We start from the raw sequence: 22617 nt of genomic DNA on the forward strand, positions 1-22617 counted from the left end.
GGAACCACAGCGGCGGCGAGGAAGACCTCGCCGCCGCTGGGTTGGGGTGGTTCAGGTCAGAGCTCGCCCTGGGCGTGCTTGGCGACCAGCTGGGTGCGGCCGGGGAAGCGGATCTCCTCGACCAGCTCCTGCATCTCGGCCGACGGCTTTCGCGTGAACTGCGAGACCGTGATGGTCACCGCGAAGTTGATCAACATGCCGATCGTGCCGAACCCGGTCTCGGCGATCCCGAAGATGCCCTCGGAGTTGCCGTAGATGTCGATGGTCCACAGCATGTAGGCCATCGTCGTGAGCAGTCCGACCGCCATGCCGGCCGTGGCGCCTGCCGCCGTGCACTTCTTCCAGAAGATCCCCAGCACGAGGATCGGGAAGAAGCTGGCGGCTGCCAGTCCGAAGGCGAGTGCCACCACCTGGGCCACGAATCCCGGCGGGTTGATGCCGAGGTAGCCGGCGACCACGATGGCCGCGGCCATCGCGATCCGACCGACCAGCAGCTGGCGGGCCTCGGTGGCCTGCGGGTTGATCCGCTTGTAGTAGACGTCGTTGGCCACCGAGCTGGAGATCACCAGCAGCAGGCCGGACGCCGTGGACAGCGCGGCGGCGAGACCACCGGCCGCGACCAGGCCGACGATCGGGGCCGGCAGGCCGCCGATCTCGGGCGAGGCCAGCACGATGATGTCGTTGTTGACGAAGACGTCGGAATAGCTGAGCACCGTGTCGCCGGCGAGGTCCGCGATCGGGGCCCCGACCGCGCCGGGTGCCTCGGGGGCCTGCGTGATCAGCCCGACGTCGGCCCAGGTGTTGAACCAGCCCGGGACGTCGGAGACCGCGGTGCCGTCGATGTCCTTGATGATCTGCAGCTTGCTGAACGCCGCCACCGACGGAGCGGTGGTGTAGAGCAGCGAGATGAAGAACAGCGCCCACAGGGCCGAGAACCGCGCCGCCCGCACCGACTTCGCGGTGTAGAAGCGGACGATCACGTGGGGCAGGCCCGCCGTGCCGAACATCAGCGCCGCGGTGATCAGCACCATGTTGAGCATGTTGGTCGAGCCGAAGGCCGCGGTGTACTCGCTGAGGCCGAGGTCGGTCTGCAGCCCGTTGAGCTCCTCCAAGATGCTGCCGAACCCGATCTGCGGGACGGCGATGCCGGTGACCTTCGCCGACACCGCGAACGCCGGGATCAGGTAGGCGATGATCAGCACGGTGTACTGCGCCACCTGGGTCCAGGTGATGCCCTTCATGCCGCCGAGCACGGCGTAGAAGAAGACGATGGCCATGCCGATGACGACGCCGACCGTCGTGCTCACGCCGAGGAAGCGGGTGAAGACCAGGCCGACGCCGGCCATCTGGCCCGCGACGTAGACGAACGAGACGACGATCGCCGCGATGACCGCGATCAGCCGGGCACTCTCGGAGTAACGGTCGCCGACGAAGTCGGGGATCGTGTACTTGCCGAACTTCCGCAGGTACGGCGCCAGCAGGAGCGCGAGCAGCACGTAGCCGCCCGTCCAGCCCATCAGGTAGACCGACCCGCCGTAGCCGTTGCCGGCCAGGCCGATGATGCCGGCGAGGGAGATGAACGACGCGGCGCTCATCCAGTCGGCCGCGATCGCTGCGCCGTTCGCCGGTGCGGGGATGCCGCCGCCCGCGACGTAGAAGCCGGAGGTGTCGGAGACCCGGCTCGCGTAGGCGATGTAGATGTAGACGCTGAAGGAGGCGACGACGAAGATCGTCGTCCAGAGCTGGATGTCGGTCATGAGTGGTGCACCTCCTCCTCGTACTCGTCGACGCCGTACTCCGCGTCGAGCTTGTCCATGCGCCAGACGTAGACGGCGATGAGGATGACGAAGGTGATGATCGATCCCTGCTGGGCGAACCAGAAGCCCAGCGGGAAGCCGATGAAGTCGATGTTGTTGAGCGGCTCCACGAAGAGGATGCCGGCGCCGAACGACACCAGCGCCCAGATCGTCAGCAGCACCGCCATCAGTCGTAGGTTCCTGCGCCAGTACTCCCGGCGCGCCTGTTCGTCCACGGGTCCTCCCAGGGGTCGCGCGGCGGGCCGCCGCGTCTCGGTGACGCCGAGGACAGCAATCGGGCCGAGGCCCGGTCAAGGGGTTCCTGTGACTGCGGTCACCTCGTGCGCCGAGTGGTGGCGGGTGCTCGGCGAGCGGTGACCGCGGTCACACGGGGGCCGCGTGGGAGCCCCTGACGGCGCCGGAGCGACCGCTCGTCGCGGCCAGGGTGCCGTTCGTCGTGCGCCGCGGCGGGTGAGCGGCCCGCGCGAGCCTCCCGGTGGTCCGGAAGCCGACGTAGCATCCCCGCCATGAGCGCCCCCGCCCCGACGTCCCCCGCCCCGACCCGCCGCGCGCCGGTGCCCGGTCGCCGGCAGCTGCTCGGCGCGGTCGCCCTGGTCGCCTTCGGCTCGATGATCCCCTGGCTGATGACCGGCCTGGGCTCGATCTCGGGATTGCGCGGAGGCGGGCTGTGGACGTTCTACGCCGCGATGCTCGGCCTCGCCGGCGCGCTCGTCCCCCACCGCACGCTCCGCATCGTGCAGGGGTCGGTGATGGCGGTGGTCGCGCTGGTGCTCCCGGTGTGGCAGGTCGTCCACGTGCTCAACCTCGTCGGCACCGACGGCTGGTGGCCCGGTCCCGGCCTGGTGCTGGTCTTCGCCGGCGGCGTCGTCGCCGCGCTCGCCGTGCGCCGCCTGGCGGCCACGCCCGCGGAGGGGTGAGCCGCTAGCCCCGGTCGAGCTGGACCTGCTCCGGGGTGTGCAGGCGGACCATGAAGCGGTGGACGTCGGCCGGGACCCGGCTCCGCGTCGCGCGGGAGACGACGACCATCGTCAGGAACGCCGCGGGCACGCTCCAGGCGGCGGGCTGCTCCAGCAGCGTCGAGCCCCAGCCGGTGCCGGGCTCGGTCGTGAGGGTCCACAGGACGGCGATGCCGGAGCCGGCGCCGCCGACGACGAGGCCCGCGAGCGCGCCGCGGGCGGTGAGGCCGCGCCACCAGATGCCGAGGACGATCAGCGGGCAGAAGGTCGACGCCGCGACCGCGAAGGCGAGCCCGACCGCGCGGGCCACGCCGACCGAGGGTGTGGAGAGCGCGAGCAGGCACGGCACCAGCACGGCGACGACGCACCCGGCCCGGAAGGCGGCGACGCCGCTCAGCCGGCGGCCGAACGCCCGCCCGGTGACGTCCTGGCCGAGCACGCCGGCGACCGCGATCGCCAGCCCGCTGCTGGTCGAGAGGAACGCCGCGAAGGCGCCGGCGGTGACCAGCGCGGTCAGCACCTCGCCGAGCAGCCCCGGCACCATCAGCCGCGGCAGCTCGAGCACCAGCACGTCGCTCCGGCCCGAGGCCACCAGCGCGTCCGCGTAGATCCGGCCGAGCGCGCCGTAGACCGGCGGCAGCAGGTAGAAGAGGCCGAGCAGCCCGAGCACCGCGAGCGTCGTACGCCGCGCGGCGCGGCCGTCGGGGTTGGTGTAGAAGCGCACGACGACGTGGGGCAGCCCCATCGTCCCGAGGAAGGTCGCGACGATGAGGGAGTAGGTGAGGTAGACGCCCTGCGCGTCCGAGCCCGCCAGCGGCAGCGCCCAGAGCTCCGGCTGCTGCCCCGAGCCGACGACGTCGACCGGGTGGGGCGCGCCGTCGCCGACCCACACCAGCAGCAGCACCATCAGCGGCAGCAGCAGCGCGGTGAGCTTGAGCCAGTACTGGAAGGCCTGGACGAAGGTGATGCTGCGCATCCCGCCGGCGAGCACGTTGAGCAGGACGATCACCGGCACCACGACCTCGCCGGCCCAGCGGGGCGCGCCGAGCGTCGACTGGAGCGTGATGCCGGCGCCCTGGAACTGCGGCAGCAGGTAGAGCCAGCCGATCAGCACCACGATGAGCGTGCAGAGCGAGCGCACCCGGGTCGAGCCCAGCCGGGCCTCGGCGAAGTCCGAGAGCGTGTAGGCGCCCGACCGGCGCAGCGGGGCGGCGACGAGCACCAGCAGGACGAGGTAGCCCGCCGTCCAGCCGACGGGATACCAGAACATCTCGGTGCCGTTGACCAGCACCAGCCCGGCGATGCCGAGGAAGGAGGCGGCCGAGAGGTACTCGCCACCGATCGCCGAGGCGTTCAGACGCGGCCCGACCGTGCGTGAGGCGACCATGAAGTCGCTGGTGGTGCGCGAGAACCGCAGCGCCCACACGCCGATGCCGAGCGTCGCCGCCGTGACCAGCACGACCGCGACGACGCCCGGCACCGCCGAGGAGGTCACGGGCGGTCCACGGTCTCGACGAGGTCGGTGAAGTCGTCCTCGTTGCGCTCGGCGGCGCGGACGTACCACCAGCCCACCCCCACCAGGAACGGGTACGCCGCCACGCCGATCAGCAGCCACGCCAGCGGCAGGCCGGCGACCCGGGTCGCGGCGAGGTCGGGCACCAGCCAGAAGAGCAGCGGCAGCCCGCCGAGTCCCACGGCGAGCACCAGCAGCGCGAGGCCCGCCAGCCGCAGCTGCTCGCGCAGCAGCGAGCGCAGGTAGATCTCGCCGAGGCGGGTCTCCTCGTCGATCTGGCTGCGCCGCGGCCGCGCCGTACGCCGCGTGGGACGCCGCGAGGGACCGGTGACCCGGACCCGGGGCGGCGGCTGCTCGCTCACCGGCCCCGCCGGGTGAGGACCTCACGCAGCTGCGGCGTGTGGCGGCGACTGACCTGCAGCAGCTGCCCGGCGACCAGCACCGAGCAGCGGCCGCCCTCGACCCGGAGCTCGTCGACGTGGGCCAGCGACACCAGGAGGGAGCGGTGGATCCGGACGAACCCGCTGTCTCGCCAGTCCTCCTCGAGCGTCGAGAGCGGGGTGCGGACGAGGTAGGAGTCGGCCTCGGTGTGGAGACGCGCGTAGTCGCCCTGGGCCTCGACGTAGCGGATGTCGCCGCGGGAGAGGAACCGGGTGACCCCGCCGCGCTCGACCGGCACCTGCTCCTCGACCGGTGCGGCCGGGGCCCCGCTGCGCTCGGTCACGCGTCGCACCGCCTCGGCGAGCCGCTCCTGGCGGACCGGCTTGAGGACGTAGTCGACGGCGCTGAGGTCGAAGGCGTCGACCGCGTGGGCGTCGTGGGCGGTCACGAACACCACGGCCGGCGGGTCTCGGAACCGGCTGAGGACCTGCGCCATCTCGAGGCCGGTGAGGCCGGGCATGTGGATGTCGAGGAAGACCACGTCGACCTCGTGCTCCTGGAGCACGCGCAGCGCCTCCGTCGCCGAGCCGCAGGTCCGGATCTCGCCGATCCGGGCGTCGCGCTCGAGCAGGAAGGAGAGCTCGTCGCGGGCCGGCAGCTCGTCGTCGATGACGAGGGCGCGCAGGGGCTGGTTCATTGCACGTGCACCCCCGGCGCGAACTTGGGCACCCGGACGGTCACCTTCGTGCCGGCGCCGGGCGCGGTCTCCACCACCAGACCGTAGTCGTCGCTGAAGGCGTTGCGCAGCCGCGCGTCGACATTGCCGAGGCCCACGGAGTCGAGGTCGGCGTCGCCGGCGAGCGCCCGGCGTACGCGCTCGGGGTCCTCCCCGACGCCGTCGTCCTCGACCGAGATCACGCACTCCTGGTCGAGGTCGCGCGCGACGATCGTCAGCCGCCCGGTCTGCTGGCCGGCGAGGCCGTGGCGCACCGCGTTCTCGACCAGCGGCTGGATGCAGAGGAAGGGGACCGCGACCGGCAGCACCTCGGGCGCCACCCGCAGCGTCACCTCGAGCCGGTCGCCGAAGCGGGCCTGCTCGAGGAGGAGGTAGCGCTCGATCGACTTCAGCTCCTCCGCGAGCGTCGTGTAGTCGCCGTGGCTGCGGAAGGAGTAGCGGGTGAAGTCGGCGAACTCGAGCAGGAGCATCCGGGCACGGTCCGGGTCGGTCCGGACGAAGCTCGCGATGGCGCCGAGGGAGTTGTAGATGAAGTGGGGGCTGATCTGGGCCCGCAGCGCCCGCACCTCGGCCTCCATGAGCCGGGTCCGCGAGGCGTCGAGCTCGGCGAGCTCGAGCTGTCCCGACACCCACCGGGCGACCTCGTCGGCAGCACGGACGAGCGCCCCGCTCTGGGCGTCGGAGCAGGCGACCAGGGCGCCCACGACGACGTCCTCGACGAGCAGCGGGCTGAGCACGACCTGGCGGCAGGGGCAGCTCGGGTCGTCGCACTCGGGAAAGGTGCTCACGACGGTCTCGCCCGACTCCACGACCCGGTCCAGCAGCGGCCCGAGGTCGTCGCGGTGGTGGACGCCCTGCCCCTCCCAGGCGAGGGCGGCGGCGGTGTCGGAGAGCGCGACGGCGGGAGTGCCGAGCAGGGTGCGCAGGTGGCGGATGCTCCGCTCGGCGCTCGCCGTCGTCAGCCCCTCGCGGAGCGCGGGGGAGGCCAGGCTCGCGGTGTGGAGCGCGCGGTAGGTCGCGCGGTCGACCTCGGTCCCGAGCCGGGTACGCCGGCGCAGGCGCCAGCCTCGCGTCATGGGCGGAGGCTACCGGCCCCCGGCGGTCGGCGGGTCGACCTGCGCGTCGCCGTCAGCGGAAGTCGATCAGGAGCGTGCCGCTGCCGTCGGTCGGCGGCTCCGTCGGCCCGGCCTGGGCCGCGTCCCCGGGCTCCTCGACCGACGGCTCGTCGCGCGCGGGCTCGGGGCGAGCGTCCGGCCGGTCGTTGACGCGGGCGCGGTAGCACTCGCAGTCGTAGGGCAGCTTCATGCCGTCCATGCCGCGGCCGTAGTCGTCGTAGAGGGTGCGCACCCGGTCGAGCAGGGCCTCGCGCTCGTCGACCTCGAGGGTGGACACATAGCTGCGGGAGCCGACGAGGTCGATGATCGAGTCACGGTCGACGTGCTGCCAGTGGGCGAAGGACTGCTCGTCGACGAAGCCGAAGAGGTCCGACTGGACGAGCGCGTCGACCGATGCGTCCTCCGCGTGCGCCAGCTGCGGCTGGTCGGTGAGGATGTTCCACAGCTTGCGCACCCACGGGATGCGCGCGTCGCGGTTGTTCCAGCAGACCGCGACGTGGCCGCCGGGGCGCAGCACCCGGGCGATCTCCGGCAGCGCCTTCTCGTGGTCGAACCAGTGGAAGGCCTGGGCGGCGACCACGACGTCGACCGAGCGGTCGGCCAGGGGGATCTCCTCCGCGCCCGCGACCGAGGTCCGGACGTCGGGCAGCGCCTTCTGCAGCACGCCGAGCATGTCGGCGTCGGGGTCGGTGGCGTGGACGTCGTGGCCGAGGGCGACCAGCTCGCGCGTCAGCTTGCCGGTGCCGGCACCCAGCTCGAGCACGGTGGCGGCTTCCCGGCCGACCAGCCAGCGCGCGGCCTCGGCGGGGAACCCGGGCCGCCCGCGGTCGTAGGCCGCGGCCACGGGGCCGAAGCTGCGGGAGAGGCGGCTGAGGTCGTCGTCCATCGGGGGCAGGCTACCTGTCGGCCACACCGCCGGCGCTGACTAGCCTTGGGGCCACCATGAGCGACCCCAGCAGCACGAGCACCGCCGAGACCCTGGCCCGCCTCCACGCGCTGGAGGGGGTGCCGTCGGCCCTCGCCTCGGCGCGCGACGGCATCGACGCGGTCCTGCGCGACCGCGGGCTGCGGCGTACGTCGCCGGAGCAGACTGCCGAGTCGCTCCTGCGCGGCGCCCACGCCAGCGCCGCGCTCGAGGGCTCCACCTCCGACCTCGGCGTGGTGCGGGCCGGCGGTGGCGACGAGGTCGCGGCTGCGGCCGTCCGGGTGTCGACCGAGCTGCTGGGCCTGGCGCCGGTGCTGCGCCGCAGTCCGCTGCAGGCCCTCGCCCGGCTCCACACGCTGGCCGGTGCGGGGTCGGTCGACGCCGACCGGCTCGGGCGGCCCCGCGATGCCGAGGCGGCGCAGCGGCTGCGTGTGGTCGCGGACATGCTGGCCTCCGACGCCCCCGCGCTGCTGGTGGCCGCCGTCGTCCACGGCCAGCTGCTGGCCGCCGCTCCCTTCGCCTCCCACAACGGCGTCGTCGCCCGCGCCACCGAGCGGCTCGTGCTCGTCGCGCGCGGCGTCGACGAGAAGTCCCTGGTGGTGCCGGAGGCCGGTCACCTCGCGCTGCGACCCGGCTACGAGCGGACCTCGGCCGCGCTCAAGGACGACGCCGCCAACGCGGTGCACCAGTGGCTGCTCTACTCCGCCGAGGCCTTCGCTGCCGGCACCGAGGCGAGTCCCGTCGTCAGCCCCTGAGGGGCCGCACGTGCGAGCGGCACCCGTGTCGAGGACTCGGGTGCCGCCGCTGACACGTGATGCCTGGCTACCAGGCGTGCATCTCTTTGTTGTTGCCCCGGGCAGATCCCGGTGACAAGCGCCCTGTAGGAAGGGTGGATCGCCGCGTGGGTACCTGGCTCACGTGCGGACTCTGTGGAGTTGGTGAGTCCATTACGGCACGTCCGCGGCGACACTTCAAGGGCCAGTGGTCACCTGCTTCCCAACTCCCGTGCAGCTGTCCGGAAGTCGACCGCCACGCCGGGGACCAGTGCCACTCAGGAGGCCGTACGACGGCGCCTGGCGTTGCTCCAGACCAGGCCGCCGAGCGCCAGCGCGCCGCCGACGGCGAGCGCCGCCAGGGTCGGCCGGGGTGGTGGCAGCGGGACCCGGCTGCGCAGCGCCACGGGCTTGGTGAAGACCAGGACCGGCCAGCCCCGGGACGCCGCGACCCTGCGCAGCTCCTTGTCGGGGTTGACCGCGTGGGCGTGGCCGACGGCCTCGAGCATGGGCACGTCGGTCACCGAGTCGCTGTAGGCATAGCTGCTCTCGAGGTCGTAGCCGAGCTCGGACGCGAGCTCCTCGATCGCCCGGGCCTTCTCCTCGGCATAGGCGTAGTAGGCGATCTCGCCGGTGTAGCGGCCGTCCTCGATCTCCATCCGGGTGGCCACGACGCGGTCGGCGCCGAGCATCTCGCCGATGGGGCCCACGACCTCGGTGCCGGAGGTGGAGACGATGACGATGTCGCGACCGGCGAGCCGGTGCTCCTCGATCAGGCCGACCGCCTCGTCGTAGACCAGCGGGTCGACGACGTTGTGGAGGGTGTCGGCGACGATCTCGCGCACGGTCGCGACGTCCCAGCCGGCGCACAGCTGGGACATGAACGCCCGCATCTTCTCCATCTGGTCGTGGTCGGCGCCACCGACGAGGTAGACGAACTGGGCGTAGGCCGAGCGCAGCACCGCGCGACGCGAGATCAGGCCGCCCGCCTGGAACGGCTTGCTGAAGGCCAGCGTGCTCGACTTGGCGATGATCGTCTTGTCGAGGTCGAAGAAGGCCGCGGTCGGGCGGGTCACGCTGTTCACTGTAGGTGGGTGGCAAGGCTCGCGGGCCCGGAAGCATCCACATCGGGGGCCGCCGCGTCGTCCTCCACAACCCCGGCTGCGCGGGGCCGCGCCGCCCGTCGGCCGCGGCGAGGGTCGACGCCATGGAAGCGAACCCACCTGGCACCCCGCTGGTCGTCACCGCCGACGAACGGCTGCTCGACGAGCTGCTGCGGCTCGGCGCGGCCGCCGGCGTCACCCCCGAGGTCGCCCCGGACCCTGTGGCCGGGCTCAGCGGCTGGGCGTCCGCGCCCCTGGTCCTGGTGGGCGACGACGTCGCGGCCGCCCTCGCCGAGCTGCGACCGCCGCGCCGCGACGGCGTCCACGTCGTCTCCTGGGGCGGCTTCCCGGACGAGGCGATGCGGACCGCGCTGGCGCTCGGTGCCGAGAACGTCGCGGAGCTGCCCCAGTCCGGGGAGTGGGTGATCGAGCAGCTGACCGACCTCGGCGACGGCCGGCGGCGGCGGGCCGTGACCGTCGGTGTCGTGGCCGGCTCGGGCGGGGCCGGCGCGAGCGTCCTGGCCGCGGCGATGGGCCAGGTCGCCGGCCACGTCGGCCCCGCCGCGCTGGTCGACCTCGACCCGCTCGGGCCGGGCCTCGACCGGGTGCTCGGGATGGAGGACCGTCCCGGGGTCCGGTGGGACGAGCTGTGCCAGACCACGGGTCGGCTCGGCGCCGCGGCGCTGCGGGAGAGCCTGCCCCGCCGCGACGGGCTCGGCGTCCTCACCTGGTACGCCGGCCGCCGCGGCGTGCTGCAGCCGTTCGCAGTCCGGGAGGTGCTCTCCGCCGCCCAGCGTGGCCACGACGTGGTCGTCGTCGACCTGCCCCGGTGGCGTGACGCGATCGCCGAGGAGGTGGTGGCGCGGTGCGACCGGGTGGCCGTGGTCGCCCGGCCGACCGTGGCGGGCCTGGCCGCCGCCGCCCGGGTCGCCGCCGGCCTCCCCGACGGCCGGGTCGGGCTGGTGCTCCGCGGGTCGGGCCTCGACGAGCGCGACGTCGCCCGCGTCGCCGAGCTGCCGGTGTGGTCGCGGATGAACGACCAGCGCGGCCTCCTGGAGTCGATGGAGCTGGGCCTGGGGCCCCTGCGCTCCCGCCGGACCCCGCTGGCGCGCACCGCGCGCGGCCTGCTCGCCCCGGTCGCGGGAGCGGGCGCCGCGTGAGCGACCAGCCCGACCGGCTCGTCCCGCTGGTCGAGCTGGTCCGTGACCGGCTCGCCCGCGACCCCGGTTCCCTCACCCCCCACCGGGTGGCGACGGCGCTGCGTGCGGCGGGACGTCCGGTCGGCGACGCGACCGTGCTCGCCGTCCACGACCAGCTGCGCCGCGACGTCGTCGGGGCCGGGCCCCTCGAGCCGCTGCTGCGGACCCCGGGGGTCACCGACGTCCTCGTCAACGGGCCCGACCAGGTCCACCTCGACCGGGGGCAGGGCCTCGAGCCGGCCGGCGTCCGTTTCCCCGACGACGACGCCGTGCGCCGGCTGGCCCAGCGGCTGGCCGCCAGTGCCGGTCGCCGACTGGACGACGCGACGCCCCACGTCGACGTCCGCCTCGCCGACGGCACCCGATGCCACGCCGTGCTGGGACCGGTGGCCCGACCCGGCACGTCGATCTCGCTGCGGGTGCCGAGCCAACGCGTGCTCTCCCTCGACGACCTGCGGGCCGCGGGCTCGGTCACCGACGAGGGGGCCGACCTGCTCCGCGAGGTCGTCGACGCCCGGCTCGCGTTCCTCGTCACCGGAGGGACCGGCGTCGGGAAGACGACGCTGCTGGCCTCCCTGCTCTCCCTCGTGGACCCGCGCGAGCGGCTGGTGCTCGTCGAGGACGCCTCCGAGCTGCGGCCCGACCACCCCCACGTCGTCGGCCTCGAGGCACGGCCGCCCAACCTCGAGGGGGTCGGCGAGGTCACCGTCCGCACCCTCGTCCGCCAGGCGCTGCGGATGCGGCCCGACCGGCTCGTCGTCGGTGAGGTGCGCGACGGGTCGGTGGTCGACCTCCTCGCTGCCCTCAACACCGGCCACGACGGCGGCTGCGGCACCCTCCACGCCAACTCGGCGGCCGACGTCCCGGCCCGGATCGAGGCGCTCGCGCTCGCCGCAGGGCTGGGGCGCGAGGCGACCCACGCCCAGCTGGGGTCGGCGCTCGACCTCGTCGTCCACCTCGAGCGGCGCGGTCCGCGTCGGCTGCTCCGGGAGGTCGCGGTGCCCCACCGCGGCGCCGACGGCCGGGTGGAGGTGCTGGCGGCGGTGCACTTCGACGACGACGGTGCCGCCCGGCGTGGCCCCGGAGCGCGACTCCTGGCGGGAAGGCTGGGGTGAGTCCGCCGCTCCTCGTGGTGTCGGTGGCGGTCGCCGCCGCGTGCTGGTGGGCGCTGCCCCTCCGACCGGAGCGACCGCCGCGCGGCTCGCCCCCGGTCGGAGTCGTCTGGCTGGCCGCGCCCGTGCTCCTGCTCGTGGTGCCGCCGGCGTTGGTCGTGGCGGTCGTCGTGGTGGTGGCCGGCGGCCGGCGGCTCTGGTCGCTGCGCTCGTCCCGCCGCCGGGCGGCCGTCACCGCGGCCGCCGTGCTCGAGGCCGTGGAGCTCGTGGCCGCCGAGGTGTCCGCCGGTGCACCGCCCGCGACGGCGCTCCACCACGCAGCCGAGGCCTGGGGACCGCTGGACGCCGCGGCGTCGACCGCCGTCCTGGGTGGCGAGGTGCCCGTGGTCCTGCGCGGGCTCGCGACGGAACCCGGCGCCGAGCGGTTGCGGGTGGTCGCTGCCGCCTGGGAGGTGGCCCACCGCGCCGGCGGCGGACTGGCCGAGGCGCTCACCAGCGTGGGGGAGGGACTGCGCGACGACCGGTCGACCGAGCGTGTCGTCGAGGGCGAGCTGGCCTCGGCCCGCGCCACCGCACGGCTGGTGGCCGCGTTGCCGGCCTTCGCGCTCCTGGTCTCCTCCACCACCGGCGGCGGGGCCTGGGCCTTCGTGACCTCCGAGCCCCTGGGATGGGCCTGCCTCGTCGGGGGGTTGCTCCTCGGGCTGGTCGGCCTGACCTGGATCGAGCGGATCGCCGCCGGGGTCCACCGGTGACGGCGGGACTGGTCGCCGTCGCGCTCGGGGCAGCCCTCCTGCTCCTGCGGCCTCCGCGGCCGGCGCCGCCCACGGCCGCCGTCGCCGCGCCCCCGGCCCGGGGCCGGGCCCGAGCGCGCCTGCTCTGGCCGGCGCTGGCCGGACTCGGGGCATGGTCCTTCCTCGGCGGCATCCCCGGCCTGCTGGCCGGTGTCGTGGCCGGGACCGGCGTCCACCTGGTGCTCGCGCGCGCCGAGCCGCCCGAGCAGCGGCGCGAGCGGGAGGCGGTGCGACGGGACCTGCCGGCGCTGGTGCTGCTGGTCTCGCTCGCGCTGCGGGCCGGGTCGGCCACGGGCCCGGCCGTGCGCGTCGCAGCGCGGGCCCTGCCCGGGCCTGCGGCCGACCGGCTCGCCCGTGCCGCAGACCGGCTCGGCCTCGGTGTCGACCCCGAGCGCGTGTGGACCGAGGTCGCGCACGACGCCGAGCTCGCGCCCCTCGGTCGGGCGCTCGCGCGGGCCGAGCGCTCAGGCGCGCCCGTCGCCGCCGTCGTGGAGCGGCTCGCCGACGACCTCGCGCGTGCCGGGCGGGCCGAGGTCGAGCAGCGTGCCCGCGCGGTCGGGGTCCGGGCCGCCGTCCCGCTCGGGCTCTGCCTGCTGCCGGCGTTCCTGCTCCTCGGGATCGTGCCGCTGGTGGCCTCGCTGGTGGCCGACCTGTCGTGGTGAGGGTCCCTCTGCCGTCCACAGCGGGTCCGTCCGGCGTGGTCCTCCCCAGCCCGGCCGCAGGGCGTGGCGGCGTGGTCGACGACCGGGAAGGGTCTCCTCTGCGGGCCGCACCGGGTGGCCCACGACCTGGGGGAGACCAGATGAAGCACCAGATCCGTCGGACCGGTCAGGAGCGCGGCATCACCACCGCCGAGTACGCCGTCGGCACCGCCGCGGGCGCCGGCCTCGCCGGCCTGCTCTACACGCTGCTCAGCGGGGGCTTCGGCGACCAGCTGCTGCGCAGCCTCTTCGACCACGTGCTCGGGCTGCTGGGCATCGGATGAGCCGGCGGCCACGCCGGCCCGAACGACCGGACCAGCGCGGGGCGGTCACCGCCGAGCTCGCCCTCGGCATCCCGCTGCTGCTCGCGGTGGTCGTCGCGCTGGTGTGGCTGCTGGCCGTGGGCGCTGGCCAGGTGCGGGTCGTCGACGCGGCCCGCGAGGCCGCCCGGTCGCTGGCGCGTGGTGACGACCAGGCGGTCGTGGTCGCCCGGGCGGAGGAGGTCGCGGGGGAGCGGGCCACGGTCACGGTGGTCAGCACCGGACCCGAGGTGCGGGTGCTGGTCACCCGTCGGCTCGACGGGCCGGGTGGGCTGCTCGACGCCCTGCCGGGCGCCTCGCTCAGCCACGAGGCGGTGGCCGCGTCCGAGGGTCCACCGTGACCCGCGAGCGCGGCGCGGCCAGCCTGCTGGTCGTGTCGTTCGCGGCGGTGCTGCTCCTCGTGGGATGCGCGCTCGGTGTGGTCGCCGCGATGGTGGCCGACCACCGCCGGGCGGCCGCAGCCGCCGACCTGGCCGCCCTCGGCGGCGCCGCCGCGCTCCAGCGCGGTGAGGACGCGTGCGCCGTCGCCACGTCGCTCGCGGTGGCCAACGCGGCGCGGCTCGTCACCTGCGCGGTCGCCGGGTCCGACGTGGCGGTGGCGGTCGAGGTGGTCGGTCCGCGGTGGCTGGGCCAGCACGGCGACCTGGTCGGTCGTGCCCGCGCGGGTCCGTCGGCCGTCGCCCCCGACGGCTAGGAGCTGCTGCTCTGCTGGGGGTTCACGCGGCGGATCCAGTCGATCAGGTCGCTGCTCGAGCGCGTCTGCATCCACACCCGGCCGGGCCCGACGAAGTCCGTCACCAGTCCCTCGCCGCCGAGCAGGGTCGACTTCCAGCTGCCGGCCTTCCTCACCGAGTAGCGCACCGACTCCTCGAAGGCGACGACGTGGCCGGTGTCGAGGGTCAGCGCCTCGCCGTCACCCAGCGTGGTCTCGACGATGGCGCCGTAGGACGACACGAGCAGGTCGCCCTGGCCGCTGCAGCGCAGCAGCAGCAACCCCTCGCCGCTGAAGAACGACTTCGACCCGCCCCACTTCGAGTCGACCTCGACGCTCGGGTCCGAGGCGATCCACGACCCGGACTGCACCATCAGCGGCCGGGCGGCGTCGACCCCGACCATGACCATGTCGCCGGGAAGCGTGGCCGCGACACCGACCTGCCCGCCACTGCCGGCGTGGAAGTCGTTGACGAAGAAGCTCTCCCCGCCGAGGCTGCGCTTGAGCCCCTTGAGGAAGCCGCCGCGCGTGGAGGTCTCGATCGAGACGTCGCCGCGCATCATCACCATGGCGCCGGCCTCGACCCTCACCCCGCCCCCGGCGGGCAGCGTTACGACCCCCATGGCGAAAGCAGGTCCGGAGGAGATGGCAGCGTCCATGGCCTCGACCGTAGCCAGCGGTCGCCGGGGGCGCTAGCAGGTGACGCGGTCGGGTGGTGCGTGCTCGAGCAGGGCGTCGAGCAGCCGGATCGCCCCGGCCTTGTCGAGCGGGTTGTTCTGGTTGCCGCACTTGGGTGACTGCACGCACGACGGGCAGCCCTCCGGGCAGCCGCAGTCGGCGATCGTGTCGCGCGTGGCGCGCAGCCACGACCGGGCCGCGCGGAAGCCGCGCTCGGAGAAGCCGGCGCCGCCCGGGTGGCCGTCGTAGACGAAGACGGTGAGCACGCCGGTGTCGTGGTGGCGGGCCGTCGAGACCCCGCCGATGTCCCAGCGGTCGCAGGTCGCCACGAGGGGCAGCAGCCCGATCGAGCAGTGCTCGGCGGCGTGGGCTGCTCCCGGGAGCTCGTCAGGGGCGAGCCCCGTCCCGTCGAGGACCGCGTCGGGCACGGTCCACCAGACCGCGGTGGTGTGGAGGGTGCGCTCGGGCAGGTCGAGGGGCACCTCGCCGATCACCTCGCCACCGGGGTGGCGGCGCTTGAGGTAGGCGACGACCTGGTGGGTCACCTCGACCTCGCCCAGCGAGAGCCGGCAGCTGCCCCAGTCGACGTGCTCACGCTCCTGGACGACCGAGATCTCCGTCGTCTCGCGGGCCGACGTCGAGTATCCGGGGTCGTGGGCCTCCAGGATGGCGACGTGGTCGTCGAGGTCGAGCTCGCGCACCACCCACGTCTCGCCGCGATGGAGGTAGACCGCACCGGTGTGGACCTCGCCGTGGGCGCGGCCGCCGTCGACGGTGCCGACCACCCGTCCCGTGGCGGCCTCGAGCAGCTGCACCTGCGGGCCACCGCCGGACCGGATGTCGGCGAGCTCGGAGGCCGGGCGCCGGTCGGTCCAGAACCACCCGCGCGGGCGTCGGCGCAGCAGGCCGGCAGCGGTGAGGGCGTCGGCGACCCCGCGGCTGGCGGGCCCGAACATCGGCAGGTCGGCCTCGGTCAGCGGAAGCTCCTGGGCCGCCGCGCACAGGTGGGGCCCGAGCACGTGGGGGTTGTCGGGGTCGAAGACGCTCGCCTCGACGGGTCGGCCGACGAGGGACTCGGGGTGGTGGACGAGGTAGGTGTCGAGCGGGTCGTCGCGTGCGACGAGCACCCCCAGGGCGTCGCCGGCTCCGCGGCCGGCCCGGCCGAGCTGCTGCCACAGCGCCGCGCGGGTGCCGGGGAAGCCGACCATGATCACGGCGTCGAGCCCGCTGATGTCGATGCCGAGCTCGAGGGCGTTGGTCGCGGCCAGCCCGACCAGCTCGCCGCGGCGGAGCTGACCCTCGAGCTCGCGCCGCTCCTCGGGGAGGTAGCCGCCCCGGTAGGAGGCGACCTTGCTGGGCAGCGACGGATCGACCTCGGCCAGCAGGTCGCCGGTGGTGCGGGCCAGCTGCTCGACCCCGCGGCGCGACCGCACGAAGGCCAGCGTCCGCACGTCGGCCACCACCAGGTCGGTGAGCAGGTCGGCGGCCTCGGCACCGGCGGGGCGGCGTACGGGGGCTCCGTTCTCCCCCAGCCAGGACGCGAAGGGCGGCTCCCACAGCGCCAGCGACACCCGGCCGCGCGGGGAGGCGTCGTCGGTGACCGCCCGGACCGGGAGCCCGGTCAGGCGGGAGGCCGTGACCTCGGGGTCGGACATGGTCGCCGAGGCCAGCACGAAGGTCGGCTCGGCGCCGTAGCGGGCGCAGACCCGGCGGAGCCGGCGGAGCACCTGGGCGACGTGGGCGCCGAACACGCCGCGGTAGTGGTGTGCCTCGTCGACGACCACGAACCGCAGGCGGGAGAAGAAGCGGGACCAGTGCTCGTGGCCGGGCAGCAGGGACCGGTGGAGCATGTCGGGGTTGGTGAGGACGTACTCGGCGTGGTCGCGGGTCCAGTCGCGCTCCTCGCGGGAGCTGTCGCCGTCGTGGGTGGAGATCCGGACGTCGAGGTCGAGCGAGCGCAGCGACGCCCACTGGTCGTGGGCCAGGGCCTTGGTCGGGGCGAGGTAGAGGACGGCAGCGCCTCGCTCGCCCCGCAGCCCGCGGGAGACCGAGGCCGCCGTCAGGGCCGGGAGCTGGAAGGCGAGCGACTTGCCGGACGCGGTGCCGGTCGAGACCACGACGTGCTCGCCGGCCCAGGCGGCGTCGGCCACGGCGACCTGGTGGGCCCAGGGCCGGAGGACGCCCCGGGCCGCGTAGGCCTCCCGGACGTCGAGCGGCACCCACCCCGGCCAGTCGGCGTGGCGGGCGGCACGCGCCGGGAGCTCCTCGAGGTGGGTCAGCCTGTCCTCCCCACCGCGGTCGGTGGTGAGCCGCTCGAGCAGCGCCGTCGCCCACGACGGGGCCGGCGACTCCGGGAGAGGCTCGGACACGCTCACCACCGCAGTCTCGCAAACCGCGGTGACACGGGCGCGGGACGGGAGTCGGACTCGCCCGGTGGAGAACGCCGCCTTCCGCCCCACGGCGCCCGACGGCGTGCTTTGATAGGTCCGGCAGACGGAGCGATGGACCGCCGGCCGGGACCGTTCGGGTGATCTCGGTGGGCGGCCCTGGGGAGATCTTGTGGACCTTTCACTGACGACGCGCGAGGCGGGCGGCAAGACCGTGGTCGCCGTCGGCGGCGAGATCGACGTCTACACCGCGCCCAAGCTGCGCGACAAGATCACCGAGCTCGTCGCCGGTGGCTCCTACCACCTCGTGATCGACATGCAGGACGTCGAGTTCCTCGACTCCACCGGCCTCGGCGTGCTCGTCGGCGGCCTGAAGAAGGTGCGCGCCCACGACGGCTCGCTCCAGCTCGTCTGCAACCAGGACAGGCTCCTGAAGATCTTCCGGATCACCGGACTGGCCAAGGTGTTCGTCATCCACGACACGGCCGACCAGGCGCTCGCCGCCGGCTGAGAGCGAGAAAACCAGGCGGACACGATGTGGTCCGCCTCACACCTGCCTGCCTACTGGCCCTTACCCGTGCGTAGACTCCCCGACGTTCGTGAGACGTGAGTCACTCAGGAGGAACTAGATGACCGGGATCGCTCCCGCTGTCGTGGAGGTCTCCGGGGCCAATCTCGGACTGGTGGGGGTCGTCTTCCTGATCGCGCTCGGCGCGCTCGGGATGGCGTACAAGTTCCGCCAGGAAGTGTTGGCCGCCGGTGAAGGCACCGACAACATGAAGAACATCGCCCAGGCGGTGCAGGAGGGCGCCAACGCCTACCTGCAGCGGCAGTTCCGGACGCTGGCGATCTTCGCCGCGATCGCGTTCGTGCTGCTGCTGGCGCTGCCCGCCGAGGACTGGGTCGTCCGGGTCTTCCGGTCGGTGTTCTTCCTCGTGGGGGCCAGCTTCTCCGCCGCCATCGGCTACCTCGGCATGAGCCTCGCCGTGCGCGCCAACCTGCGGGTGGCTGCGGCCGCCAACGAGCAGGGCCGCGACCCCGCGATGAACATCGGCTTCCGCACCGGCGCCTTCGTCGGCATGGCCACCGTCGGCCTGGGCCTGCTGGGCGCCAGTGTCGTGGTGATGGCGTTCCAGGACCAGGCGCCGGAGGTCCTCGAGGGCTTCGGCTTCGGTGCCGCGCTGCTCGCGATGTTCATGCGCGTCGGTGGTGGCATCTTCACCAAGGCCGCCGACGTCGGTGCCGACCTGGTCGGCAAGGTCGAGAACAACATCCCCGAGGACGACCCACGCAACGCGGCCACGATCGCCGACAACGTCGGCGACAACGTGGGCGACTGCGCCGGCATGGCGGCCGACCTCTTCGAGTCCTACGCCGTGACCCTGGTCGCGGCCCTGATCCTGGGGTCGATCGCCTTCGGCGACGCCGGCCTGGTCTTCCCGCTCCTCGTGCCGGCCATCGGCGCGCTGTCCGCGGTCGCCGGCGTCTACCTCACCAAGCCGCGGGCCGGGGAGAACGGCCTGACCACGATCAACCGGGCCTTCTACATCTCCGCCGCAGTCGGTGCCGTGGCCTCGTTCGCGCTCGCCTTCATCTATCTGCCGACCGACTTCGCCGACCTCGAGGGCGCCGAGCGGAGCGCGCTCGACCAGATCGCGGGCATCGCCCCCAACGGCAGCCCGGCCATGATCGCCGCGCTGGCCGTCGTCATCGGCGTCGCGCTCGCGGCCGCGATCCTCGCCCTGACCGGCTACTACACCGGCACCGACCACCGCCCGGTCAAGGACGTCGGTCGCACCTCGATCACCGGTCCGGCGACCGTGATCCTGTCCGGCCTCTCGGTCGGCTTCGAGTCGGCGGTCTACACGACGCTGGTCATCAGCGCCGCCGTGTTCGGGGCCTTCCTGCTCGGTGCCGGGTCGCTGTCGGTCGCGTTGTTCGCGGTCGCCCTGGCGGGTTGCGGCCTGCTGACCACCGTCGGCGTCATCGTCGCGATGGACACCTTCGGCCCGGTCTCCGACAACGCCCAGGGCATCGCCGAGATGTCCGGCGACGTCAGCCCCGAGGGCGCGCAGATCCTCACGGAGCTCGACGCGGTCGGCAACACGACCAAGGCGATCACCAAGGGCATCGCGATCGCGACGGCCGTGCTGGCCGCCTCCGCGCTGTTCGGCTCCTACATCGGCACGGCGCTCGACTCGCTGCGCGAGATCACCCTGGCCGAGGACGACGTGATCTCCTTCAACGTCTTCAACCCGGACATCCTCGTCGGCATCCTGATCGGCGTCTCGGTGGTGTTCCTCTTCTCCGGCCTGGCGATCAACGCCGTGGGCCGTGCGGCCGGTGCGGTCGTGATGGAGGTGCGCCGCCAGTTCCGCGAGATCCCCGGGATCATGGAGGGCACCGGTCGTCCCGAGTACGGCAAGGTCGTCGACATCGTCACGAAGGACTCGCTGCGCGAGCTCGCGACCCCCGGCATCCTGGCGATCCTCGCCCCGATCGCGGTCGGCTTCGGCCTGGGCATCGGCGCCCTGGCCGGCTTCCTCGCCGGTGCCATCGGCGCCGGGACCCTGATGGCCGTGTTCCTCGCGAACGCCGGTGGAGCGTGGGACAACGCCAAGAAGCTGGTCGAGGACGGCCACCACGGCGGCAAGGGCTCGCCGGCCCACGAGGCCACGATCATCGGTGACACCGTCGGCGACCCCTTCAAGGACACCGCCGGTCCGGCGATCAACCCGCTGATCAAGGTGATGAACCTGGTGTCGCTGCTGATCGTCGGTGCCGTCGTCAGCCTGACCCTCGGCGAGGACGCCAACCGGCCGATGTCGATCGTCATCGCGCTGCTGGCGGCTGCCGGCATCGCCGCGGCGGTCATCATCTCCAAGCGGCGCTCGGCCGTGATCGGCGAGGACGAGCCGGGCACCCCGGCCGAGCCGACCCCGCCGCCGGCCCCGTCGGCGAACGAGCCGGAGTCCGCGTCCCACGACGACGCGGACACGACGCGGCAGCTCTAGCCCGCACCACCGACGACCCCGTCCGGCCGACGCCGGGCGGGGTCGTCGCCGTTCCGGGCGGGTGCGAGGATCGCCGCATGCAGCGGCTGGCCCTGGTGTCCGACGTCCACGGCAACCTCACCGCGCTCGAGGCGGTGCTGGCCGACATCGACGCCCGGGGCATCGACCGGGTGCTCAACCTCGGCGACTACGTCGGCAAGGGTCCGCGCGGGCGCGAGGTCGTCGACCTGTGCCGCGAGCGCTGCGAGGTCAACCTGCTCGGCAACTGGGACGACTTCCTCCCCGACCCGGACCGTACCTTCGACAACGAGGCGTTGCGCTGGTGGCTCGACCAGCTCGGGCCCGGGCAGGGCGAGTGGCTGCGCTCGCTCCCCTTCAACCACGACTTCTGGCTGAGCGGGCGCAGGGTCCGGCTCTTCCACGCCAGCGAGGAGACCGTCCACCGCCGCGTCCGCTACGTCCGGACCCAGGCCGAGTTCGAGGCGCTCTTCACCAACACCGCCGCGACCGGCGACGGGCCGGAGCCCGACCTCGTCGGCTACGGCGACACCCACGACCCTTTCTACGAGTGCCAGCTCGAGGGCCGCACGTCCTTCAACACCGGCTCCGTCGGCAACTGCATGGGTGACCCGACCCCGATGTACTGCATCCTCGAGGGCGAGGTCGACAGCCAGGAGCCGGCGCCGTGGTCGATCGCCTACGTGCGCGTGCCCTACGACGTCGAGGCGGAGCTCGCGGTCGCCCGCGAGATGGGGCTGCCGCAGTACGACGGCTACGAGCTCGAGCTGCGCCACGGCCTCTACCGCGGCGGGCTGGAGGAGTGGCGGCGCGGTGAGCGCGAGACGGGCTACCACGAGCGGACCCCGGAGGTCGGGGCATGAGCGGGCGCACCGAGGACACCACGTGGGCCGTCCCGCTGCGCGAGGGGCTGCTCGCGGCCGGTTACGGCTACGACGCGGTCGCCGGGCTGCTGGGGCGCGAGGCCCACGACGCGCTCGCCCGCAACGAGACCGTCCCCGCCCGGCGCCGTACGGCCGGCGGGTCGCCCCTGGAGACGCTCGTCCGGCTGTTCCTGCTCCAGGTCGCCGTTCCCCGGTCCGCGGTGGAGGCCGCCCTCCCCGGCCTGGTCCCCGACCTCGCGGCCGGCGGCGTGCTGGTCGCCGACGACGCCGAGGTGCGGGCGCTCGTCGACTGCCGGCCCTACGCCGACGACGACCACGACCTGTGGGTGATGAGCGACCTCACCCCGGGACTCGACGGCCGGCCGACGAGCGTCGATGCCGATCACGTGCTCGGCATCAGCCCGGCCTCGACCTCGCTCGCCCAGCTGACGCTGCGCCACGACGTGGACCGGGCGCTCGACCTCGGCACTGGCTGCGGGGTCCAGGCGCTCCACCTCGCCGCGCACAGCAGGACCGTCGTGGCGACGGACGTCAACGACCGGGCGCTCTGGCTCGCCCGGGCGAACGCCGTCCTCAACGGGGCCGACAACCTCGACGTCCGCCACGGCTCGCTGCTCGAGCCCGTCGTCGGCGAGACGTTCGACCTGGTCGCGACCAACCCACCGTTCGTCATCAGCCCGCCGGGCGGTGACCGGCTGACCTACCGCGACAGCGGGCTCCCCGGGGACACCGTCGTCGAGCGGATCGTCCGCGACGCGCCCGACCACCTCGCACCCGGCGGCTGGCTCCAGGTGCTCGCCAACTGGGCGATCCACCGCGACCAACCGTGGGACGAGCGGCTCGGCGGCTGGCTGCGCGACGACTGCGACGCGCTGGTCGTGCAGCGGGAGGTCCTCGACCCGCCGTCCTACGTCGAGCTGTGGCTCAAGGACTCCGGGCGCCACGGCGGCGCCGACTACGTCCAGCGGTACGACGCGTGGCTCGCGTGGTTCGACGAGCAGCGGATCGAGGGCGTCGGGTTCGGCTGGCTCAACGCCCGGCTCCGGCCGGCAGGCCCCGGCGGCACCCACCGCTTCCTCGAGTGGCCGCACGCGGTCGAGCAGCCGGTGGCGCCGGCGATCGCCGCGTGGGGATCGGCGGTCGGGCTCCCGGTCGACCCGGACGAGCGGCTGCTGCGCCGCCCGGACGTCCAGCAGGAGACCGTCGGCGCCCCGGGCGCGGAGGACCCCGAGGCCGTGGTGCTGCGCCAGCAGCGCGGTCTGATGCGCGCCCGCCGGGCCGACACGGTCGAGGCCGCGCTCGTCGGGGCCTGCGACGGCGACCTCTCCGTCGGCCAGGTCCTCGACGCCCTCGCGCACCTGCTCGACCGGCCGGCCGACCAGGTGCGCGCCACCTACCTCCCGGTCGTGGCCGAGCTCGTCGAGGAGGGCTTCCTGACCCGCGGGTGACATTCTGGGTGGCCGGCGACCCACTGGGGGATTG

General features: G+C 74.0%; 23 protein-coding genes. 13 read left to right on the forward strand and 10 right to left on the reverse strand.

Annotation, left to right across the window (positions count from 1 at the left end):
- Positions 1-56 precede the first annotated feature (56 nt).
- Together ABD091_RS11370 and ABD091_RS11375 are read right to left on the reverse strand one after the other, a co-directional pair.
- Entirely contained in the window at positions 57-1757 is a 1701-nt protein-coding gene (locus ABD091_RS11370) for a sodium:solute symporter family protein (protein WP_343918454.1), read from the reverse strand.
- Positions 1754-2032, reverse strand: coding sequence for a DUF4212 domain-containing protein (locus ABD091_RS11375; protein WP_343918456.1), 279 nt, complete (start codon positions 2030-2032; stop codon positions 1754-1756). Before ABD091_RS11375 ends, ABD091_RS11370 begins: the two co-directional genes overlap by 4 nt.
- Before the next feature lie 291 nt (positions 2033-2323).
- On the opposite strand from ABD091_RS11375, the gene ABD091_RS11380 reads away from it, so the two are divergent.
- A complete protein-coding gene (locus ABD091_RS11380; protein ID WP_343918458.1) occupies positions 2324-2734 on the forward strand; it encodes a hypothetical protein in 411 nt (136 codons plus the stop codon).
- A 4-nt stretch (positions 2735-2738) separates the two neighbouring features.
- On the opposite strand, the gene ABD091_RS11385 is transcribed toward ABD091_RS11380, so the two are convergent.
- The 5 genes from ABD091_RS11385 to ABD091_RS11405 are packed head-to-tail and all read right to left on the reverse strand — an operon-like array spanning position 2739 to position 7404.
- Positions 2739-4268 carry a sodium/solute symporter gene (locus ABD091_RS11385; protein WP_343918460.1) on the reverse strand — a complete coding sequence of 510 codons (1530 nt, stop codon included), beginning with the start codon at positions 4266-4268 and terminating at the stop codon, positions 2739-2741.
- Entirely contained in the window at positions 4265-4648 is a 384-nt protein-coding gene (locus ABD091_RS11390) for a DUF485 domain-containing protein (protein WP_343918462.1), read from the reverse strand. The genes ABD091_RS11385 and ABD091_RS11390 overlap by 4 nt, the downstream gene beginning before the upstream one ends.
- Complete coding sequence (locus ABD091_RS11395) at positions 4645-5364, reverse strand: LytR/AlgR family response regulator transcription factor (RefSeq protein ID WP_343918464.1); 720 nt, start codon at positions 5362-5364, stop codon at positions 4645-4647. Before ABD091_RS11395 ends, ABD091_RS11390 begins: the two co-directional genes overlap by 4 nt.
- Positions 5361-6479 carry a histidine kinase gene (locus ABD091_RS11400; RefSeq protein ID WP_343918466.1) on the reverse strand — a complete coding sequence of 373 codons (1119 nt, stop codon included), beginning with the start codon at positions 6477-6479 and terminating at the stop codon, positions 5361-5363. Before ABD091_RS11400 ends, ABD091_RS11395 begins: the two co-directional genes overlap by 4 nt.
- A 52-nt stretch (positions 6480-6531) precedes the next feature.
- Positions 6532-7404 (reverse strand): class I SAM-dependent methyltransferase, encoded by an 873-nt coding sequence (locus tag ABD091_RS11405; protein WP_343918468.1) that lies wholly within the window; start codon positions 7402-7404, stop codon positions 6532-6534.
- A gap of 56 nt (positions 7405-7460) precedes the next feature.
- Here ABD091_RS11405 and ABD091_RS11410 point away from each other — a divergent pair, with 56 nt between their 5' ends.
- Complete coding sequence (locus tag ABD091_RS11410) at positions 7461-8198, forward strand: Fic family protein (RefSeq protein WP_343918470.1); 738 nt, start codon at positions 7461-7463, stop codon at positions 8196-8198.
- Positions 8199-8494: 296 nt separating this feature from the next.
- Here the strand turns inward: ABD091_RS11410 and ABD091_RS11415 are convergent, their stop codons facing one another.
- Entirely contained in the window at positions 8495-9292 is a 798-nt protein-coding gene (locus ABD091_RS11415) for an HAD family hydrolase (RefSeq protein ID WP_343918472.1), read from the reverse strand.
- Between the two features lie 131 nt (positions 9293-9423).
- Here ABD091_RS11415 and ssd point away from each other — a divergent pair, with 131 nt between their 5' ends.
- From ssd to ABD091_RS11450, 7 genes are all read left to right on the forward strand, one after another.
- Entirely contained in the window at positions 9424-10479 is a 1056-nt protein-coding gene (gene ssd / locus ABD091_RS11420) for a septum site-determining protein Ssd (protein ID WP_343918474.1), read from the forward strand.
- A complete protein-coding gene (locus ABD091_RS11425) occupies positions 10476-11633 on the forward strand; it encodes a TadA family conjugal transfer-associated ATPase (RefSeq protein ID WP_343918476.1) in 1158 nt (385 codons plus the stop codon). Before ssd ends, ABD091_RS11425 begins: the two co-directional genes overlap by 4 nt.
- Positions 11630-12382, forward strand: a complete 753-nt coding sequence (locus ABD091_RS11430) for a type II secretion system F family protein (RefSeq protein ID WP_343918478.1) — start codon at positions 11630-11632, stop codon at positions 12380-12382. The genes ABD091_RS11425 and ABD091_RS11430 overlap by 4 nt, the downstream gene beginning before the upstream one ends.
- Positions 12379-13083 carry a type II secretion system F family protein gene (locus ABD091_RS11435; RefSeq protein ID WP_343918480.1) on the forward strand — a complete coding sequence of 235 codons (705 nt, stop codon included), beginning with the start codon at positions 12379-12381 and terminating at the stop codon, positions 13081-13083. The genes ABD091_RS11430 and ABD091_RS11435 overlap by 4 nt, the downstream gene beginning before the upstream one ends.
- Positions 13084-13223: 140 nt before the next feature.
- Positions 13224-13406, forward strand: coding sequence for a DUF4244 domain-containing protein (locus ABD091_RS11440; protein ID WP_343918482.1), 183 nt, complete (start codon positions 13224-13226; stop codon positions 13404-13406).
- Entirely contained in the window at positions 13403-13783 is a 381-nt protein-coding gene (locus tag ABD091_RS11445; protein ID WP_343918484.1) for a TadE family type IV pilus minor pilin, read from the forward strand. The genes ABD091_RS11440 and ABD091_RS11445 overlap by 4 nt, the downstream gene beginning before the upstream one ends.
- A complete protein-coding gene (locus ABD091_RS11450) occupies positions 13780-14136 on the forward strand; it encodes an Rv3654c family TadE-like protein (protein ID WP_343918486.1) in 357 nt (118 codons plus the stop codon). Before ABD091_RS11445 ends, ABD091_RS11450 begins: the two co-directional genes overlap by 4 nt.
- On the opposite strand, the gene ABD091_RS11455 is transcribed toward ABD091_RS11450, so the two are convergent.
- Both ABD091_RS11455 and ABD091_RS11460 read right to left on the reverse strand, forming a co-directional pair.
- Positions 14133-14813: a TIGR00266 family protein gene (locus ABD091_RS11455; protein ID WP_343918488.1), complete on the reverse strand. Its 681-nt coding sequence runs from the start codon at positions 14811-14813 to the stop codon at positions 14133-14135. The genes ABD091_RS11450 and ABD091_RS11455 overlap by 4 nt on opposite strands.
- A gap of 33 nt (positions 14814-14846) precedes the next feature.
- Positions 14847-17201 (reverse strand): DEAD/DEAH box helicase, encoded by a 2355-nt coding sequence (locus tag ABD091_RS11460; RefSeq protein WP_343918490.1) that lies wholly within the window; start codon positions 17199-17201, stop codon positions 14847-14849.
- A gap of 190 nt (positions 17202-17391) precedes the next feature.
- Between ABD091_RS11460 and ABD091_RS11465 the strand changes: the two genes are divergently transcribed.
- The 4 genes from ABD091_RS11465 (at position 17392) to ABD091_RS11480 (ending at position 22583) form a co-directional block, all read left to right on the forward strand.
- Positions 17392-17730 (forward strand): anti-sigma factor antagonist, encoded by a 339-nt coding sequence (locus tag ABD091_RS11465; RefSeq protein WP_343918492.1) that lies wholly within the window; start codon positions 17392-17394, stop codon positions 17728-17730.
- Between the two features lie 118 nt (positions 17731-17848).
- On the forward strand, positions 17849-20233 hold the full coding sequence (locus tag ABD091_RS11470) for a sodium-translocating pyrophosphatase (protein WP_343918494.1): 2385 nt from the start codon (positions 17849-17851) through the stop codon (positions 20231-20233).
- Between the two features lie 77 nt (positions 20234-20310).
- Positions 20311-21114 (forward strand): metallophosphoesterase family protein, encoded by an 804-nt coding sequence (locus tag ABD091_RS11475; protein ID WP_343918496.1) that lies wholly within the window; start codon positions 20311-20313, stop codon positions 21112-21114.
- A complete protein-coding gene (locus ABD091_RS11480) occupies positions 21111-22583 on the forward strand; it encodes a DUF7059 domain-containing protein (protein WP_343918498.1) in 1473 nt (490 codons plus the stop codon). The genes ABD091_RS11475 and ABD091_RS11480 overlap by 4 nt, the downstream gene beginning before the upstream one ends.
- Positions 22584-22617 lie beyond the last annotated feature (34 nt).

Origin of the sequence: Nocardioides aestuarii (genome assembly GCF_039527245.1) — a bacterium.
Taxonomy (GTDB): Bacteria; Actinomycetota; Actinomycetes; order Propionibacteriales; family Nocardioidaceae; genus Nocardioides; species Nocardioides aestuarii.